We start from the raw sequence: 16,706 nt of genomic DNA, 5'->3' as shown, positions 1-16,706 counted from the left end.
TCAAGACTTGACACCTATATCCTGTATTATCAAACTTTTACTTCCTCGGCATCAAACTTAATTGCAGGTACGGAAATTTTAGGGGCATTTGCGATCCGTTCAGAATTTTCTATTAACTTCATAATCCATTGTCCCACATCTGCCTTAACAACTTTTTCACCACACTGTGGACAAACCCCTGCCGGTATATCTTCCACAATAATAAGCTCTCCTCTAATCCAAACATCCTGTTTTATAAGTTTCTCTTGCATAGGAGTGCCGCAAATCTCACATTCCCCATAATCATATCCTGTTGCTTTTATCTTCATCTCATTTTCTCCAAAGCGTAAGTTGTAATTAACAATAATTTCCCTGTACTTTTAATCCTGCAAATGATTGCAATTTCTCTCCCCTCTGCCGTAGAACCAACAACTTCATACCGTGTTCCTCTCGGATCCCGGGTAAACTTACGCCTTATTCGCCCATTAGCAATAGCCATCTCGATATCCGCGAAGCTGATATCGTCATCAGCCATTTCTTCAAAAAAGTGCGGAATAGCAAATTCATATTCCTGGTTAGCTACCTTTTCTCTGATTATATGAATAGTAGCCACTCATAAACTCCTACAACCATATCCAAGACTGCGATTAGACAAGCCGCTCGACAGGCCGCCCCTGATGGCGGCCGCATCCGGTCAACCAGAGGCGACGATCTTCTAATTTTCATCGGCAAAACTTCGGTACGGTTTTCACAGTTTACAATTCTCCTATTTGATATAACAGGCTCTTATAAAACCGCTCACTATACCTTATCCCCTTTTCAATCATTTCGTCTATAAAAGGTTTAACTGCCCGTATTTTCCCTGCCTCCTTTGCCTTTATCAAAATTCCCACCGAGCCAATAACATTCAAATCAAACGACTCTGCTACTTTCCTGCCGGTTAGTTCATCAATTAAAATTAAATCCGCCTTAGTTTCAATCGCCAGCTCGATTACTTCTGCCTCTCCCTTATCGAGAGAAGGAAGGAGCAGTTCCACTTTGGATCTATCCTGAATTTCCTGAATTGTAATCCATTGATATTCATTAAGGTCAAGACTCTTTCTCTTTACTTTCCCATATTCTGATAATTCATTGGCTATTTCTAAGGGAATCGACAGCTTGTTAACGATTGCCTGGAGGAGGTCCATTTGATTGATTCGGGAGAAGGCGATAATTGGTGTAGAATTAGATACAATAACCATGACTTACCTTAATCACCTTATTATTTTCCTGGCACTTTCTACTTCAGCTTTCGCGGCACTCTCATCCAGATCGAAAACAGTAATCCTCTTTTCAGCTAATAAATCCATGAAGTCAAGCCTATTCATCCCGGCCAGTTGAGCGGCTTTGCCGAGCGACAATTTCTTCTCTTTGTAATAGGCTATGGCTGCTATCGACCGTATCTCACGTTTAAAATCCTCTATGCCACTCTTTAGAGAGGCAAGAATATCTTCCGAAATATCGAATTTTACCTCTTCAGTTTTCATACTGCATCCCTCAACAGATTTGGGAATATAACACACCTTTTAAAAGCATTATACTTTGTCATTCCCGCGAAGGCGGAAATGGCAAAGGGTGTGATGGCTATCGCATATGAGCTACAATATTATACATTATTTTCATATAAATCAGCTATCGGAAAGCACAGATCATGGATTCCCGCTTTCGCGGAAATGACGTGAAATGCCTACACCTACAGATGCAGGTAAAATCTGATTGATAGGTTTGGGTTTGCCGAAAAGTTCAAGATTACCTATAAAACGACAGAAGCTTCAGACTGCATCCTTGTTGAGAATCGCTTCCATGAAGGCGAATCCGGCAGAGATCATTTGCAGGATGGAGCACCGTGCCCCGCCCTTGACCGGCTTAACCAGGTCCTGGCTAACTGGCACGGCCAGCATGGGCGGAGCTTTTTCTCTTCACCCGGAACTTCTTCATTACTCTCTGGCAAGAATCTCCAGGGCTTCATTAACAGAAATATTCTCATGAACCATTTTGCAGATTGCTCTGACCATAGCCTGCTTCTTTTCATGCTGGAAGATATTGCGGCCAATCGAAACCCCTGATCCGCCAGCATCCAGGGCATCTTTGATAATCTGGAGGATTTCCTGTTCGTTTTTGGTCTTTTCGCCCCCGGCAATCAGGACCGGAATGGGGCACCCTTCAACAACTTCCCGGAAAGTTTCTTTCGAGCCCGTATAACTTACCTTGACAAGATCGGCCCCGAGTTCGGCTGCAATCCGGGCAGCATGCTTTACGCCCTCGACGGAGCTTTCTTCCTGGAACTTTTCACCCCGGGTATACATCATGGCCAGAAGAGGCATGCCCCATTCCAGACATTTTACCGACACTTCGCCAAGGTCCTGAAGCATTTGTGATTCGCTTTCAGCTCCGATATTAATATGAACGGATACCGCATCAGCTCCGATCCGCAAGGCCATCTCCACGGTATTAACCAAAACCTTGGCATTCGGGTCCGGCGCCCAGACGGTACTTCCCGAAAGATGAAGAATGAGACCAAGGTCCCTCCCGTGCTTGCGATGGCCATGGCGGGGAAGCCCGATGTGCCCCAGTACGGCATTGGCTCCTCCCTCGGCAATCTCATTGACCATATCCCGCATATCAACGAGCCCCTTGATCGGGCCAAGGGTCACTCCATGATCCATGGGCACGATAACGGTCCGATTCGTGTTTCGATCGATAATTCTCTCCAGTCGGATGTTTTTCCCTATACCCAGCATGGCTTTTTCCTTTCTGTTTCTCCACTGAACAATGTTGCTTACCTTGACAACAACGGTTAGTCGCTATTCCAGAGTTTTTTCTTCTATTGGAATCTCTTCCCTATGTTCTTTGAGGCTATCGATATACAACTGGATAGCTTCCCTGGCCATCTCGATCCCCTCCTCTATCATCGCCGAAGGTGACACATCCAGGAAGAGAAGGAACTATAACCGTGTAGCCTCCCTCATGTTCTTTTCTCAGGAGAACTCTATAGCTTAATGGCTTCATTGGATCACCTCATTCAGAGATTGGAGAAGGGCTTAAGTACGGCCTCTACTTAAGGTTGATATCCGAGGCAGCCTGAAGCCTTCTCTCCATCAGTTTTATTACATCCTTGAATAAAGTTGATGCCTGGAAAATTTCTATTCCTATGAGATTGCCTGAGCTGTCAAGTTCAACATTTACTCCGGGTGAAATTTCTCCAATCTCTTCCTCTCGTCCCTCTTTGGCAAGATAGAGTATATCCTCTTTTTCATCATAAAAGACCGTAAGATCGTTCATGGACGTTACTTCGCCTATTGCTCGCAACTCTCCTATCCGTTCAGAAACAACAACTGATAGACCTCGTCATACTTTTTGACATAGTGAACGATCAGTCCTTCCTTGATATAGTCGGCAAGCTCATCGAAGTCTTTTTTATTTTCCCAGGGGAGGATCAATTCCCTGATATTCGCCCTGCGGGCGGCGATGGTCTTCTCTTTTACTCCGCCAATGGGCAGGACCTGGCCGGTGAGAGTGATCTCTCCGGTCATGGCTATCTCCGGCGAGACCGGTTTTTCCAGCACCAGGGAAAGAAGAGCGGTGGCCATGGTTATTCCGGCAGAAGGGCCGTCTTTGGGCGTAGCGCCTGCCGGAACGTGAAGGTGGACAAAGTGCTGGTCGAAATATTTCGGGTTGGCCTGATACCTTGGCAGGGCAGACATGATATAACTATAGGCGATTTCGGAAGATTCGACCATGACCTCACCCAATTGCCCTGTCTGTTTGAATCCTTTTCGCCGGGAGAAAATACCCGCAGCCTCGATCGACAGAATAGCTCCTCCGGTCTCGGTCCATGCCAGGCCGGTAGCCAGTCCGGGCATTCTCTCCTTGCTGATTTCCTCCCTGGCAAAGAGGGGTATACCCAGATAATGATTCAGATTCTGCGGAGTAATGACCACGGTTTTTTTCTCTCCGCTGACAATAAGCCGGGCAGCCTTGCGGCAGATTTTCTTGATCTGATTTTCCAGGCTCCGCACGCCAGCCTCACGGGCATACTGGTCGATCATCTGCCGGAGAGCATCCTCATGAATGATCAGTCTCTTGCGGCTCAGGCCGTGGTTTTTGATCTGCTTGGGAATGAGAAACCGTTTGGCAATCTCGATTTTCTCTTCCAGCACATATCCGGAAAGCCGCATGATTTCCATCCGGTCGAGCAGAGGAGCGGGAATGGTGTCCGGCTGATTGGCGGTAGCGATAAAGAGGATATTGGACAGGTCGAACCGGACATCGAGAAAGTGGTCGAGAAATTCCACATTTTGCTCAGGGTCGAGGACTTCCAGAAGGGCGGAGGCAGGATCACCCTGAAAGCTTTTCCCCACCTTGTCAATTTCATCCAGCATGATAACCGGATTGGAAGTCTGGACAACCTTGAGGCTCTGGATAAATTTCCCCGGCATGGCTCCGATATAGGTGCGCCTGTGGCCTTTGATTTCCGCCTCATCCCGCATGCCGCCCAGGGAGAAGCGGTAAAACTTCCTGCCCAGGGTCCGGGCAATGGATTTGCCGAGCGAGGTTTTGCCTACCCCCGGCGGGCCAATGAGGCAGATGATGGAGCCGGTTATGCTCTTTCGGAGCTTTCCGACGCTGATGAATTCGAGGATCCTTTCCTTGACGTCCGTAAGACCATAGTGGTCCTGGTCAAGGATCTTTTTAGCCGCTTCCTGGTCATAATTGTCTTTCGACTGCTTTCCCCACGGCAGAGAGGTCAGCCATTCCAGATAATTGTAGGAAACATGATACTCCGGGGAAGCAGGCTCCAGAAGCGAAACCTTTTCCAGCTCCTCATCGACAACCTTCATCGCTTCAGGGCTGAGCTTTAACTTTTTCAGTCGCTTGATGAACCGCTCGGCAGCCGCAGCCCGCTCGTCCTTGATGATCCCCAGTTCCTTCTGAATGGCCCGCAGTTGCTCCTTGAGGAAGAAGGTCCGCTGATGCTTTGAGATTTTGTCCTCGATCTGCTTGGTAATCTTGGCCTGGAGTTTGGTGACATCGAGCTCTTTGCGAAGGAGCAGCAGCACCTTGTCGATCCGGTCTCTGACCTTGATGGTCTCCAGGATATCCTGAAGCTGTTCCCGGTCGGCTGTGGTCAGAGAGGCTGCAAAATCCGCCAGTTTACCCGGCTCTTCCAGGGTGGAGCGGGTCAGAAATATTTTCAGCTCTTCTTTAAACAGGGGATTGAGCTTCAAAAGTTCCTTGATGGAGGATACGATAGCCATTGAATAGGCCTTCAGCTCTTCATTCATCGAGAACCTGGCTTCGTGGTGGTATTCCACTTTCCCGATCGGATAGGGATGCTGGGTCACGATCTCCTGCAGCCGGATCCTTTCCTGGGAAGAGATAAGCACATGCAATTCATTAGTTTCCGTAGGAATAAGCTTGAGAATTTTAGCCGCCACGCCAACCTGATAAATGTCCTCCAGGTTGTAGGTCTCCTTTTCCTCTTCCTCCCCTCTGGTCAGGAACAGGCCCACAGTTTTATGAGAGGACTGATGAACGGTTTCAATGGCATTTTTCAGCGTGTCGTTTTCAATGATTATGGGTATAACGATCCCCGGAAATATCGGACGGTCATTGATCGGAATGATAGCCAGGCTTTCCGGCAAAACCTCTGAAGTCAGGCTGATCTGTTTTTCTTCCTGCTCCATCTGCGGTTCCAATATATTATGATTTTCACTTCCCATAATTATAGCAAAAATCTCCCTATCTTTATCCATTAAAATAACCAGTATTAAAACTGAATTTATAACATAGTCTTAGATACAATGGCAAGAAAAAAACCCGCCTTTTTCTTCTCCTGAACTTCCCGGAGAAAGGACGAATAAGAATCAAGGTGCAGTTTTTTTGAGAAAGATATGGGGAAAGTTATGAGAATCGACCTCGAACCATCAATACCTATCCGGCAGTTGTCGAAAGCGATTCACAAGACACCGGAAGAAATCGAAAGCTCTTTGCGGAGCATGGGGAAAAGCGTCAGTGCCGGGGACGGCATGAAAGTGGACCAGGCCATCTGGATTGCCGAACAGGAGGGTTTCAAGGTCAGGGTACTGATTCAGGGCAGAAAGGATATCCTATCCATAGAGCCGGAAAAAAAACTCCAGGTCCAGGCACGTCCGCCGGTCGTAACGGTCATGGGTCATGTGGACCATGGCAAGACCGTTCTCCTCGATGCCATCCGGCATACCAATCTGGCAGGTCAGGAACCGGGAGCCATAACCCAGCACATCGGGGCCTACAGGATCCATACGCCGGGAGGAGATATCGTCTTTCTGGACACACCGGGGCATGAGGCATTTGCGGCCATGAGGGCCAGAGGTGCACAGGTTACCGACATCGTGGTTCTGGTTGTGGCAGCGGATGAGGGTGTCAAACCTCAAACCGTCGAGGCCATTCAGCATGCCCAGGCGGCCCGGGTCCCGATTCTTGTGGCTGTCAACAAAATCGATAAGCCGCAGGCAAACCCGCTCCGGGTCCGGGAGGAATTGGCCAAACACGGATTGATCCCCGAAGAGTGGCAGGGAGAGACCATCACTGTAGACATTTCCGCCAAGCACCACAAGAACCTGGATCATCTGCTCGAAATGATTTTACTGCTGTCCGAGATCATGGAGCTTAAGGCCGATCCGAAAAGACCGGCCCGGGGAACAGTTCTGGAAAGCCAGATTGATCCGCAGCTTGGTCCGACAGCTACAGTATTGGTTCAGGATGGAACCTTGCGGATACGGGATTTTTTCCTGTGCGGCCAGACCTCCGGACGGGTGAGACTGATGATGAACGAATGGGGCATGAGGGTGGACACGGCCGGTCCTTCGACCCCGGTGCAGGTTTCTTACTTTTCCCAGGTCCCAAAAGCCGGAGACCCTTTTCTGGTTATCTCCGGAGAAAAAGAGGCCAGGAAACTGGCTGACCTGCTCAGCAGGCAGGAACAGGAGGCGGAGAAGCAAAGGCCAAGACCGGCTACCATCCAGGAAATGCAGCAGGAAATCCGCAAAGAGACCATTCCGGCCCTGCCCATTGTTCTGAAGGTGGATGTCTTCGGGTCTTTACAGCCCATCATTCAATCCCTGCAGAATCTGGCCATTCCAGGGGCGCGAATTACCATAGCGTACAGTGGTGTGGGAGCAATCAGCGAGTCGGATGTGCTTTTGGCTTCTGCGGGTCACGGACCCATCATCGGCTTCAATGTCAAGCCTGACAGCAAGGCCGAATTGCTCGCCCAGCAGGAAAGAGTCGATATCCGGCTGTTCAGCGTCATCTATGACCTGATCGGCGAAGTCGGCAGGCTCGCTCAAGGGGTAGTCGTTCCCCGCTACCGTGAACAGATAATTGGCCGGGGTGAGGTGATCAAGGTTTTCCATATTGCCCGGGTGGGTGTCGTGGCCGGTTGCCTTGTTCAGGAAGGAAAATTTGTCAAGGGCTCCCAGGCCAGAATAATTCGCCGGGGAATCATCCTCCACACCGGTGATATCATATCCCTGAAACATTACGATCAGTTCGTGGATGAAATCGGCCAGGGGGAAACCTGTGGCATGATTCTGTCCAGGGGATTTACCCGCTATCAGGTCAGGGACCAGGTTGAAGTTTTTACCCGGCAGGAGATTCCCGGTGAGATAGCAAGTGAACTTTCTATTGAATAAAGCCGCCCGATGCCATATAATAGTTAAATCAGGAGTCAGGAGTCAGAAGTCAGAAATGGGGAGAAAGACAGCCTTTCAAAGGAACATGGGCAACATCTGATAGCCTTTATTCTGACTCCTGAATTCTCAAGGAGACCATTTTTGGCCAGGACGGACAAAGAGATCGAAGAATACTTTGAGGTCGTGAACCAGAAGGGGGAAATTGTGGGCACGGCTCCGCGGTCCGTCTGTCATGGCAATCCTGACCTGATTCACCGGGTGATTCATGTTCTGGTCTTTAACGATGCAGGCCAAATCCTGCTGCAAAAGAGAGCCTTGAGCAAAGATATTCAACCTGGCAAATGGGACACTTCGGTAGGCGGTCATCTGGCTGCTGGCGAAACATTCGAACAAGCAGCCTGCCGGGAAATGGAAGAGGAGTTATCCATCAGAAATGTCCCGATTCACTACCTGTATGATTACCTCTTTCGAACATCCGTCGAAACGGAAATGGTGAAAACCTTCACCTGCTGTTTTAACGGACCGATCTTCTCCAATGCGGACGAAATAGCGGAAGCGCGGTTTTGGGATCTGGATCATCTGCTGTCACAGATTGATACTGATATTTTTACTCCCAACCTGAGAGAAGAACTGCACAGGTACCTTACCTGGAAAAAGCTGAATAACCGATCAAGGAAGAAGGAATGAGAAGATGCTCTTTCATACATTTTTACACATCCCGGGCGTTGGGGACCGAATAGAGCAAATGCTGTGGCGTAACAATATTCTTACCTGGGATGATTTTCTGAAATCACCGGCAAGTCAACAACTGGTCGGACGCAGATACCGCACCATGGTAAAATACATCGAAAGATCCAGGCAAAATCAGAATAATATCTACTTTTTTAAAAAGCTTCTCCCCTCACGGGAATTATGGAGACTCTTTTACCACTTTCGCGATCGGGCCGCCTGCCTTGATATCGAATCCATCTATGTCAATTCCTCTCATGAGGTAACGGTAATTGGTCTCTACGGGAAGAACCAGATGAAGAGCTTTATCAATGGGCACAACATGGAAGCTTTTCGAAAGGAGATTGCCAATTACGACCTGGTTATCACCTATAATGGAGTTTGTTTCGACCTTCCGGTTCTCCGGCGGCAACTTCAGATGAACTTCCCTCATGTCCATGTTGATCTGCGGTTTTTCCTCAAGCGCCTGGGTTTTACCGGAGGGCTGAAAGGGATCGAAAAAGAGTTTGGCATCATCCGGCCGGATGAGGTCAGAGGACTTACCGGCTACGATGCGGTCCTGCTCTGGAAACAGTATCAGAAGGGTAACCGGCAGGCTCTTTCCACTCTGCTGCAATACAATACCCATGACACCCAAAACCTGCAACACCTGATGGAAAAATCGTATGAACTGATGTTCAGAAAGATATTCTCCGAGCATGTCCACAGCCTTCCTCTGGAGCCTGAAGGCGCCACAGAAAGCGCCACAGTTGCCTGCCTGCCCGATGCCTGCCGAGAGCCGTAGTGGTCTCCGGCGTCTCCGGGTCTCTCCGGGCTCGGACCCAATCAGGCAGGAGCCTGGCTCTCATTCCCATCACCTGGGATTGAAAGTGAAAACCTAGCAATCACCTTTATCTGGCCTACCATAACCATAAGGCTGCCCATCTCTCTCTCAACACACCCCTTGACTCTTCTCCCAGGGGAGCAAGAGATACTTCTGACACTACCCTCTCTCTGATATTTTTAACCTGCGGGCGTGCCTGTCAAGCCGGCTATAATTTTCCTCATCCGATACAGAAATAATAGGTCACCTCGATCTCAAAAGATATCCCCTCACCCTGCCCCCTCGCCCCCTGTGGGGGGAGAGGCAGGGCTGAGGGGGCTTTTAGACCGCCTGGAAACCTGCATCGATGGAAATATGGAAATTCCTCTGCAATCAAATAACCAGACGTTAATCAGGGTAATCCAGATGGTGCTTTTCTCAAACCCTCCACATTATATCAACTGAGTCGGCAGTGGAACAACAGCTAACAAAGTGCCGCTGTTTACATTGGAATGACACTGAGTACAGGATACCGCCATCTTTGAAAGCAAGAGAGGCTGTGCAGGGACAATATTCGGTGGTAATACCTGCCAGCCGTGGAAAGACAGCCATAACGGGTCTCCGGCGACAACTGCAGCCAGAACGGCATCAGCGGCCAGAATATTCAAGGTAACTGTATCAGCCAAGAGGACCGGCCCCAGAACCGGATCAGTAGTCAGAGCAGTATACAGAGCGGCGATAACCTGCTGAGAAGCTCTCCCATAACCAGAAGAGGAAGAACCAAACAAATTGGGAAACAGGCTGTTATACAATCCCGCAATTCCAAGAAGCGGAGCGATCTGGAGGAAAGGTACCTGATAGGTCAAGCCCGTTCCGGTTTGAATCGGGAAATACATATTCTGGAGACTAAAGGGGCTATAAGCGCCATACAGCCCATACAGGCCTCCACCGTACAATCCGTAGAGGCCGCCGTACATGCCATAGAGGCCGCCATAAAGGCTGCTCAGGCCGTACAGACCACCCAGACCGCCATACAGACCGCCATACAGACCGCCGTATAGTCCACCATACAGCCCTCCATACAGCCCTCCATAATAACTATGGGCTTGTCTGACACTCATAACTGAAAGTAACATTACAGAAAGGATAAGAACCAAACTCACCTTACAAAGATTCAAGAACTCCCTCTTCATATTTCTACCTCAAGAAAGCGAATATTAATCCACATAGTCCCTAAAACGATCCCTAAAACCTGAAAACTCGAGTAAAATCGCTGGTTTTATCCACCTCCTCTGCTGATAAAATATCTCTGGTAGTGTCAAAAAACTCTCCAGAGGCTGCATTAAAGCTTATAGTTATGACAAGGTTTCTTACCAGTCATGATTTACTTTACCAAAACAATAAACAGATATCTCTGCTGAAAAAGCTTCTCCATTCTACCCTGGAGTTTTATGCAAATATTTCACCAGATCCGGAAAAAATTTTCTTTTCCGGGCTGATCCGTCTTTCCGGAGAAAAAATAGCTGGTTAGGAAAAATGTGTCCCCCCTGAATTAGGGTATGTCAACTCTCAAAAAGTGGATAATAATGACATAGGGTTTATGATTAAAGTATATTTTGTATGATTTCCTGCAAGCCAGCGTCAATGGAGGGACTTTCAGTCCAAAGTATTCCAGGGAACTTGAAATATTACGATCCCATTTCTTGAAAAGATTCTACTTAAGGATGTACATAAGCCTTACCTGCCCTGTCCTGCCACAAATCCTGGATAACATGAGGGTCCAAGCTCTATGGCATTCTTTTTGCTGCCTTCTTCAGATATCGCAAAAAAAGTGACTTTGAGGGCGAACCTGCTGGATCACTGTATGCGTGAGTCTGTGCAGGATAGGGGACAAGGGGGGTGAATGAATAAATAAGTTGTACGCTGAGATGGGAGTATTCTGGTTACTGGAACTCAAGACCGTTTGTTTTACCTAATTATAAGGAGCATGGAAATAATGAAGAGAAGAGCTTGCTATCTAACCTTTCCAGGTTTTTGGACATTACTTTTAATACTGAATTTCATAGTTTTTATTCCCTCTTCCCGGGCTCAGTACGACTACTCCACGTATAGTAGTTATCCTTATTCCAGCAGCTATAGCACCTATGGCAGCTATTCTCCCTACAGTACATACGGCACCTATGGCAGCTATTCTCCCTACAGTACATACGGCACCTACGGCAGCTATTCTCCCTACAGCACATACGGCACCTACGGCAGCTATTCTCCCTACAGCACATACGGCACCTATGGCAGCTATTCTCCCTACAGTACATACGGCACCTATGGCAGCTATTCTCCCTACAGTACATACGGCACCTATGGCAGCTATTCTCCCTATGGAAGTAGCTATGGTTACTCCCCTTATGGCAGCTATGGCTCATATGGCGGATACTCCCCCTACGGCAGCTATTCTCCCTATAGTACATACGGCACCTACGGCAGCTATTCTCCTTATGGCAGCAGTTATGGTTATTCCCCCTATGGCAGCAGCTATGGCTCATACGGCGGATACTCCCCCTACGGCAGTGGATACGGCTACAGCACCTACACAAGCGGTGGATATGCTGGTTATGGCGGCGGGATGGGCGTTTATGGCGGAGTGTATGGCAGCGGCCTTTATGGCGGACTCTATGGCGGCAGCCTCTACGGAACAGCCGGACTCTATGGTGGAATGTACGGCGCTGGACTCTACGGCTTGGGTGGATTGTATGGCGCTGGAATGTATGGATTGGGCGGACTGGGACTGTATGGTGCCGCATTAGGCGGATTAGCTGGAATCCCAGCCCTGGGCGGACTGGGACTGTATGGTGCTGGATTAGGTGGATTAGGCTTATACGGTGGACTGTACGGATTAGATCCCCTGACCGCCGGGATAGCCATGGATCCCCTGGCCGGACTGGCCATGGGTGGCCTTGGCGGCCTTGGGTTGGCTGGGGCTGGCTTATCCAGCCTGTCGTTACTGGGATTAGGAATAATCTAGCCGGAATCGGTATGGGGGGAACCGAAATGATCTCCGGATGGATATGAGGTTCTGTAAGCTATCATAAAATGAAAATCAGGGGAATTTTCCCATCCCCCCCTTATTCCCCTGATTTCAGCAAAGGGCCTTGCTCTTCACAGGCTTATGACAAGCCGAAAGACAAGGCCCTTTTAGTTTTCCCTTCCGAAATGACAGACTCCCTGCGTATTAACCAGTTCCACCCATTGCATTGGGCTCAGGGGATTGAGCCTGAGCAAGGGCAACGTTTTTCCCCCTCGTCCCTTTGGGGATACAATGCTATTAAGGGATAGCGGAGTTCATGCCCAGAATTCGGGGCAGCGTTTTTCTCCCTTGCCCCTCCGGGGAGAGGGTTGGGGTGAGTGGCGTCAGGAGAAAAGATGCTCACCTTATTAAGGTGGTTCAGTATGGTTAAGGCAAGCTGGCTAATTTACCATTGTCAAGTTAATGCCTATCCATCTCCCCCTTTGGGGGAGATGGATAGGGTAAGGCAGAATAATCAATTATACCGGCTGATCAATTCCCGCCGAAGTCAACCTCCTTGATAGTATCTTCAGATAAAGGCCCCATATCCGTATAGAGCTTAAGATACCTTCCTGTTTTCGGAGTGACGGAAGTTTGAACCCATGCCGGCACCGGAACGAGCCGAATAGCATCCGCTACTACAAAGAAGCCGTCAGAAGAGGATCCATTGCCCAGGATAATACTGCCGGAATCTCCTTGAGCAAAATGATAGGTACCCAGAAAGTTCCACACTTTTCCATCTCCCTGCTGGTTTACAGTTACTGACTGTGATCCGCCATCATAATTGATGGTGTAAACCGCATCCGGAGCCCTGTCGGCACTGCTGATACAGAGGGCATAAACCAGGTAATCCCCTTCCGCAGGAATCTGCGGGGTCCAGGTGCAGGTGGCTGTATCACCACTGGCTGAGGTTGCGCAGGTTTGATAATCGGTTCCGATATAGCCGGCCGGTGCGGTCGAGGAAGGCCAGGTATCAGAATCAGGCGTAAAGGTTGCCTCGGTATTATCTACCGTAATCCAGGATGGCTGAGCTATCCAGTTCGATTTCACGGCAGTCCCGAAATTTTCCGGATCGTCACTCACCCATATTGTCCACCTGCGAGACTCAGGAGAAGGAAGCAGTAGGCGAATCCAGCTTACTTCATAGCTTTGTCCCAAATCGAAAACTACTGAGTGAGCAGCACCCCCGGCAAAGGGATTTCCGGTCTCCAGCTGATCATCGATCAGGCGTTCCGGATAGAAGAAGGTTGCGGTACGCACTGCCTGAGGAGTCTTCCAGATCACGGGAATGGAACCGCTGGTTATAAAGGACCAGGCAGGAGAAGTCAATCGGTGGCCTGCACTATCCTGGACAGAAATAGTCACCGTGATTCTTTCCTGATCACCGAAATTAGCCGAGGGGAAGACTGTCACCTGATAATCCAGAGGTCTCCACGGAAGAGAGGTAACTTCAAGTTCGCTATCGCCATAATGATAATTCTGGTCATAGGAGATTGACCCCTCAATGGAAACCGAGAAGGTGCCCAGCTCAAGTGCATTCTGGCCGTTTGAGAGAAGCAGAAAACTCAAATTGCCATCTACGGCCACATCCTCGCTGCCTGAAACCGGATTCAGGATTCGCACCGATGGGGGCAGCGGAGGTTTGGCCCAGGTACCTTGAGGCATGGTTATATGCTGATAGACCCGGTCATATTTGATAAGATTACCGCCACTATGACAGCCAATGCATACTCTGTTATCCTCAAAGGATCCTTCTCCCGCTCCACCAAGCGGCGGCATATCTCCATAGCGGCTCTCCTCACCAAGTACGGTCAGAGTAAACCCATCCTCTTTGTACCAGCGAAAATCCAAAGCCGGCACCTTATCCTGGGTTCCGGGAGTACTGATTAACTCACCATGCCGAATCATGGCCGGATTGGGAGCACCGTGTACGTTATGGCAGGCGGGACAACTCAGGCGGGAGTCTAAAGGCTCATCGTCCGTCTGCAGGTAATTCCAGTCGGAATCCCAGGCTGTTCTTCCGGCGTTTAAATGGTAAAGATGCCGGTTGACATCATCATCCTGGAAATTGGTCTGATACGGAGCGCTGCTATCCATGATTTTATCATAATCGTGGCATTCAAAGCAGAGGGCAAACCTTGCCCTGACATCGGATCCCTGGTTGCCGATAGTCAGAGGGATAATCATCCGGTGTTTCAACCGATATCCATTCTGGTAATTATGAGGATCGCTGGTATCCAGGGGATTGGAATTTTTCGAATACGTCCGGGCATCAGCATCAATGTGGGCCAGGGTCAGGTCGTGACAGGCCGAGCAGGCGATTTTGTGGCCATTGATATTATAACCATAGGTAGCGTTATCCCCCATGACGTTCGGGGCCGATACTTCGCTGCAGAGTGAAGTCCCCGCATCATGACAAGTGGCGCACCAGTTTTCCAGACCTTGCTTCAGATCAAGGCGTTCCGGCTTCTGGTATACTCCATCCTGCCAATTAATTTTAGCACCGATCACCTGATCGTTCACTCCGTCAAAGACACCGTCCTTGCTATGACAGATATCGCAGGCCGTAGTCTCTGGTAATGATTTACCATCAGCCATCAATTTCAGATGAGGGCTGCCTTGGCTGCAATCACTATGGCAGATCTTGCAGCTAATGGTCGGGCCACGGGGATCCACCGACAGGTGAGTGGCATGACTTGGATTGATTGCAGCTACGCTCGCAGTGGTGTGGCAGTCCAGACACTGGGCGATGGGTGAAGTTACCGGCTCACGGTGATAGGTTATTTTATCATTATGACACATGTTGCACATCTGATTTTTCCCTATCGTCCCTGGCCCCGATCCCCTGAACTGGGTCTGTCCGCCAGCGCTTTCAGAAACGCTCATCAGGCTCGAATCAGTTACATCTCCTTCCACACCTCTCTTGAGATACTGAAAGTTCAGCAGGGGAGATTTGTTGGCAGTGCCCGGTGTACTGGCCAGTTCTCCATGCCTGATCATGGCCGGAGAGGGAGAACCGTGAACATTGTGACAGGCCGTGCAGCTCTGAGGTGAATCTCCGGTACCATCCCAGTCAGAGTCCCAGTCCTTACTGTTACCGCAGTAGCCCCTTCCCTGGAGATGGCGAAGGTGCTCGTTTTTCACCTTCAGGTTTTCATCGACATGATCGTCATTGCGGAAATTCGTAGCCAGGGGATCCTGCATAAATTGGTCCGCTCCATAGGCATCACCCAGGAGCTTATATTTATTATGGCAGGCGAAGCAGAGAGCAAAGTCATTGCTGGTTTTGGGATTTGTCCCACTGTTGCACCCTATCCGGGGAATCTCGAGCGGAGGCTTCATCTCTCCATCCACCTCCACGTCCTTCAGGCGGTAGCCTGCCTGGTAGTTGTTGGGACTGGCACTGGCACTGTAGGTCCTGCTCTCACCATCGATGTGGACGCTGGCCAGATCGTGGCAGTTATCGCATTCGATCTTATGGCCGGTAACGTAGTAGCCATATTGCAAGTCCTTTTTGTATTCAAATTCGCGCAGGTAATTTCCACTGAGCGGCCACGCACTCGCCTTGACCAGTTTGAGGTACCGAACCGGGATAAATTTATCCAGCCTGATTTCATTCCATTCACCTGCAAGCTCTGTCAGCCAGACCGGTGCGGCATAAATCACTGATGGTCCAAGCAATACTCTGCTCCAGGTGTTGAGATCGTTTCCTCCCCAGAGTTCCCATTGGGCCGACTCCCCAGCAGCGGTATAAAGCCTGACATGAGAAACGACGGCAGGATCACCCAGATCAAAGATAATTACCCCGCTGTTGATACCGGTTTCAGGGTCCCCGTCCAGGATTTTCCCCGCATCCGGGCCAGTCGGATACACTATGGTGGCCGAATTTTGCCAGTCTCCGCTCATGGATAGACCTGCAATATTGGGTGCAGGAACACCATTGATCGTACAAGCTCCGTCATCATGACAGTTGACACACCATTTTTCCCTGCCCGGCTTTAATTGATTGCCGTTATACACCCCCCCGTCCTGCCAGTTGTCCTTGGCGCTCCCCGTCCCGTTAAATTGCCCTGTCGGGCTGTGGCATTGATCGCAGACGGTGGTGTCGTCCAGGAGCAGTCCGTCATTGAGATATCCTGGATAGGGATCAGCATGGCAATAGGTACAGTTGACCTGTGGTCCTCGGGAGCTGCTCTGATGTATAGTGCAAAGGGGATTGGCAAGAGATGGAGTTGCCGAAGGTAAGATAGTGGAAAGTATGATAAATGACATGAAAAAGAAGCAGGCCGCGTTTACTTGGAATAAGGGTAATTTTTGTTTCGTTTTGCTTGTTTTAACCATAGTAAACCTCACTAACCTCATAAATAAGTTGTTCTTTTTTGGCTGTCGAAAAGCCGGGGATTATACCTCCTCACAT

At 49.4% G+C, this 16,706-nt stretch carries 14 protein-coding genes; 5 read left to right on the top strand and 9 right to left on the bottom strand.

The genetic code is table 11. The features are described from left to right. Positions 1-29: 29 nt before the first annotated feature. The 7 genes from AB1611_02800 to lon form a co-directional block, all read right to left on the bottom strand. Positions 30-308, bottom strand: coding sequence for a YgiT-type zinc finger protein (locus AB1611_02800; protein ID MEW6378519.1), 279 nt, complete (start codon positions 306-308; stop codon positions 30-32). Further along, complete coding sequence (locus tag AB1611_02795; protein ID MEW6378518.1) at positions 305-592, bottom strand: DUF4258 domain-containing protein; 288 nt, start codon at positions 590-592, stop codon at positions 305-307. Before AB1611_02795 ends, AB1611_02800 begins: the two co-directional genes overlap by 4 nt. A gap of 142 nt (positions 593-734) precedes the next feature. Further along, positions 735-1,220, bottom strand: coding sequence for a DUF3368 domain-containing protein (locus AB1611_02790; protein MEW6378517.1), 486 nt, complete (start codon positions 1,218-1,220; stop codon positions 735-737). Positions 1,221-1,232: 12 nt separating this feature from the next. Further along, entirely contained in the window at positions 1,233-1,505 is a 273-nt protein-coding gene (locus AB1611_02785) for a UPF0175 family protein (GenBank protein MEW6378516.1), read from the bottom strand. Between the two features lie 450 nt (positions 1,506-1,955). Continuing rightward, the gene (locus AB1611_02780) at positions 1,956-2,759 is read right to left on the bottom strand and encodes a 2-amino-3,7-dideoxy-D-threo-hept-6-ulosonate synthase (protein ID MEW6378515.1); all 804 of its coding nucleotides are present in this window, start codon (positions 2,757-2,759) and stop codon (positions 1,956-1,958) included. Positions 2,760-3,072: 313 nt separating this feature from the next. Continuing rightward, complete coding sequence (locus AB1611_02775; protein MEW6378514.1) at positions 3,073-3,327, bottom strand: DUF2283 domain-containing protein; 255 nt, start codon at positions 3,325-3,327, stop codon at positions 3,073-3,075. A gap of 5 nt (positions 3,328-3,332) precedes the next feature. Continuing rightward, complete coding sequence (gene lon, locus AB1611_02770; GenBank protein ID MEW6378513.1) at positions 3,333-5,741, bottom strand: endopeptidase La; 2,409 nt, start codon at positions 5,739-5,741, stop codon at positions 3,333-3,335. Between the two features lie 183 nt (positions 5,742-5,924). On the opposite strand from lon, the gene infB reads away from it, so the two are divergent. The 3 genes from infB (at position 5,925) to AB1611_02755 (ending at position 9,207) form a co-directional block, all read left to right on the top strand. Next, a complete protein-coding gene (infB, locus tag AB1611_02765; GenBank protein ID MEW6378512.1) occupies positions 5,925-7,694 on the top strand; it encodes a translation initiation factor IF-2 in 1,770 nt (589 codons plus the stop codon). Positions 7,695-7,835: 141 nt separating this feature from the next. Then, positions 7,836-8,381 (top strand): NUDIX domain-containing protein, encoded by a 546-nt coding sequence (locus AB1611_02760; GenBank protein MEW6378511.1) that lies wholly within the window; start codon positions 7,836-7,838, stop codon positions 8,379-8,381. A 58-nt stretch (positions 8,382-8,439) separates the two neighbouring features. Further along, the gene (locus AB1611_02755; protein MEW6378510.1) at positions 8,440-9,207 is read left to right on the top strand and encodes a ribonuclease H-like domain-containing protein; all 768 of its coding nucleotides are present in this window, start codon (positions 8,440-8,442) and stop codon (positions 9,205-9,207) included. 470 nt (positions 9,208-9,677) lie between these two features. Here the strand turns inward: AB1611_02755 and AB1611_02750 are convergent, their stop codons facing one another. Then, on the bottom strand, positions 9,678-10,346 hold the full coding sequence (locus AB1611_02750) for a hypothetical protein (GenBank protein ID MEW6378509.1): 669 nt from the start codon (positions 10,344-10,346) through the stop codon (positions 9,678-9,680). A 194-nt stretch (positions 10,347-10,540) separates the two neighbouring features. Here AB1611_02750 and AB1611_02745 point away from each other — a divergent pair, with 194 nt between their 5' ends. Continuing rightward, positions 10,541-10,756 carry a hypothetical protein gene (locus tag AB1611_02745; GenBank protein MEW6378508.1) on the top strand — a complete coding sequence of 72 codons (216 nt, stop codon included), beginning with the start codon at positions 10,541-10,543 and terminating at the stop codon, positions 10,754-10,756. Between the two features lie 465 nt (positions 10,757-11,221). Then, positions 11,222-12,247 carry a hypothetical protein gene (locus tag AB1611_02740; GenBank protein MEW6378507.1) on the top strand — a complete coding sequence of 342 codons (1,026 nt, stop codon included), beginning with the start codon at positions 11,222-11,224 and terminating at the stop codon, positions 12,245-12,247. A gap of 534 nt (positions 12,248-12,781) precedes the next feature. Here the strand turns inward: AB1611_02740 and AB1611_02735 are convergent. Then, positions 12,782-16,561 carry a hypothetical protein gene (locus AB1611_02735; protein ID MEW6378506.1) on the bottom strand — a complete coding sequence of 1,260 codons (3,780 nt, stop codon included), beginning with the start codon at positions 16,559-16,561 and terminating at the stop codon, positions 12,782-12,784. Positions 16,562-16,706: the final 145 nt, after the last annotated feature.

The sequence above is a fragment of the bacterium genome (genome assembly GCA_040755755.1).
GTDB lineage: Bacteria > SZUA-182 > SZUA-182 > DTGQ01 > DTGQ01 > DTGQ01.
This window is presented reverse-complemented; position numbering and strand designations above follow the sequence as displayed.

Excerpts from the sequence above, each read along its gene's own strand:
- AB1611_02800 (MEW6378519.1), bottom strand. The coding sequence starts at position 308 with ATGAAGATAAAAGCAACAGGATATGATTATGGGGAATGTGAGATTTGC.
- AB1611_02790 (MEW6378517.1), bottom strand. The coding sequence starts at position 1,220 with ATGGTTATTGTATCTAATTCTACACCAATTATCGCCTTCTCCCGAATC.
- AB1611_02785 (MEW6378516.1), bottom strand. The coding sequence starts at position 1,505 with ATGAAAACTGAAGAGGTAAAATTCGATATTTCGGAAGATATTCTTGCC.
- AB1611_02780 (MEW6378515.1), bottom strand. The coding sequence starts at position 2,759 with ATGCTGGGTATAGGGAAAAACATCCGACTGGAGAGAATTATCGATCGA.
- lon (MEW6378513.1), bottom strand. The coding sequence starts at position 5,741 with ATGGGAAGTGAAAATCATAATATATTGGAACCGCAGATGGAGCAGGAA.
- infB (MEW6378512.1), top strand. The coding sequence starts at position 5,925 with ATGAGAATCGACCTCGAACCATCAATACCTATCCGGCAGTTGTCGAAA.
- AB1611_02755 (MEW6378510.1), top strand. The coding sequence starts at position 8,440 with ATGCTGTGGCGTAACAATATTCTTACCTGGGATGATTTTCTGAAATCA.
- AB1611_02750 (MEW6378509.1), bottom strand. The coding sequence starts at position 10,346 with ATGAGTGTCAGACAAGCCCATAGTTATTATGGAGGGCTGTATGGAGGG.
- AB1611_02740 (MEW6378507.1), top strand. The coding sequence starts at position 11,222 with ATGAAGAGAAGAGCTTGCTATCTAACCTTTCCAGGTTTTTGGACATTA.
- AB1611_02735 (MEW6378506.1), bottom strand. The coding sequence starts at position 16,561 with ATGTCATTTATCATACTTTCCACTATCTTACCTTCGGCAACTCCATCT.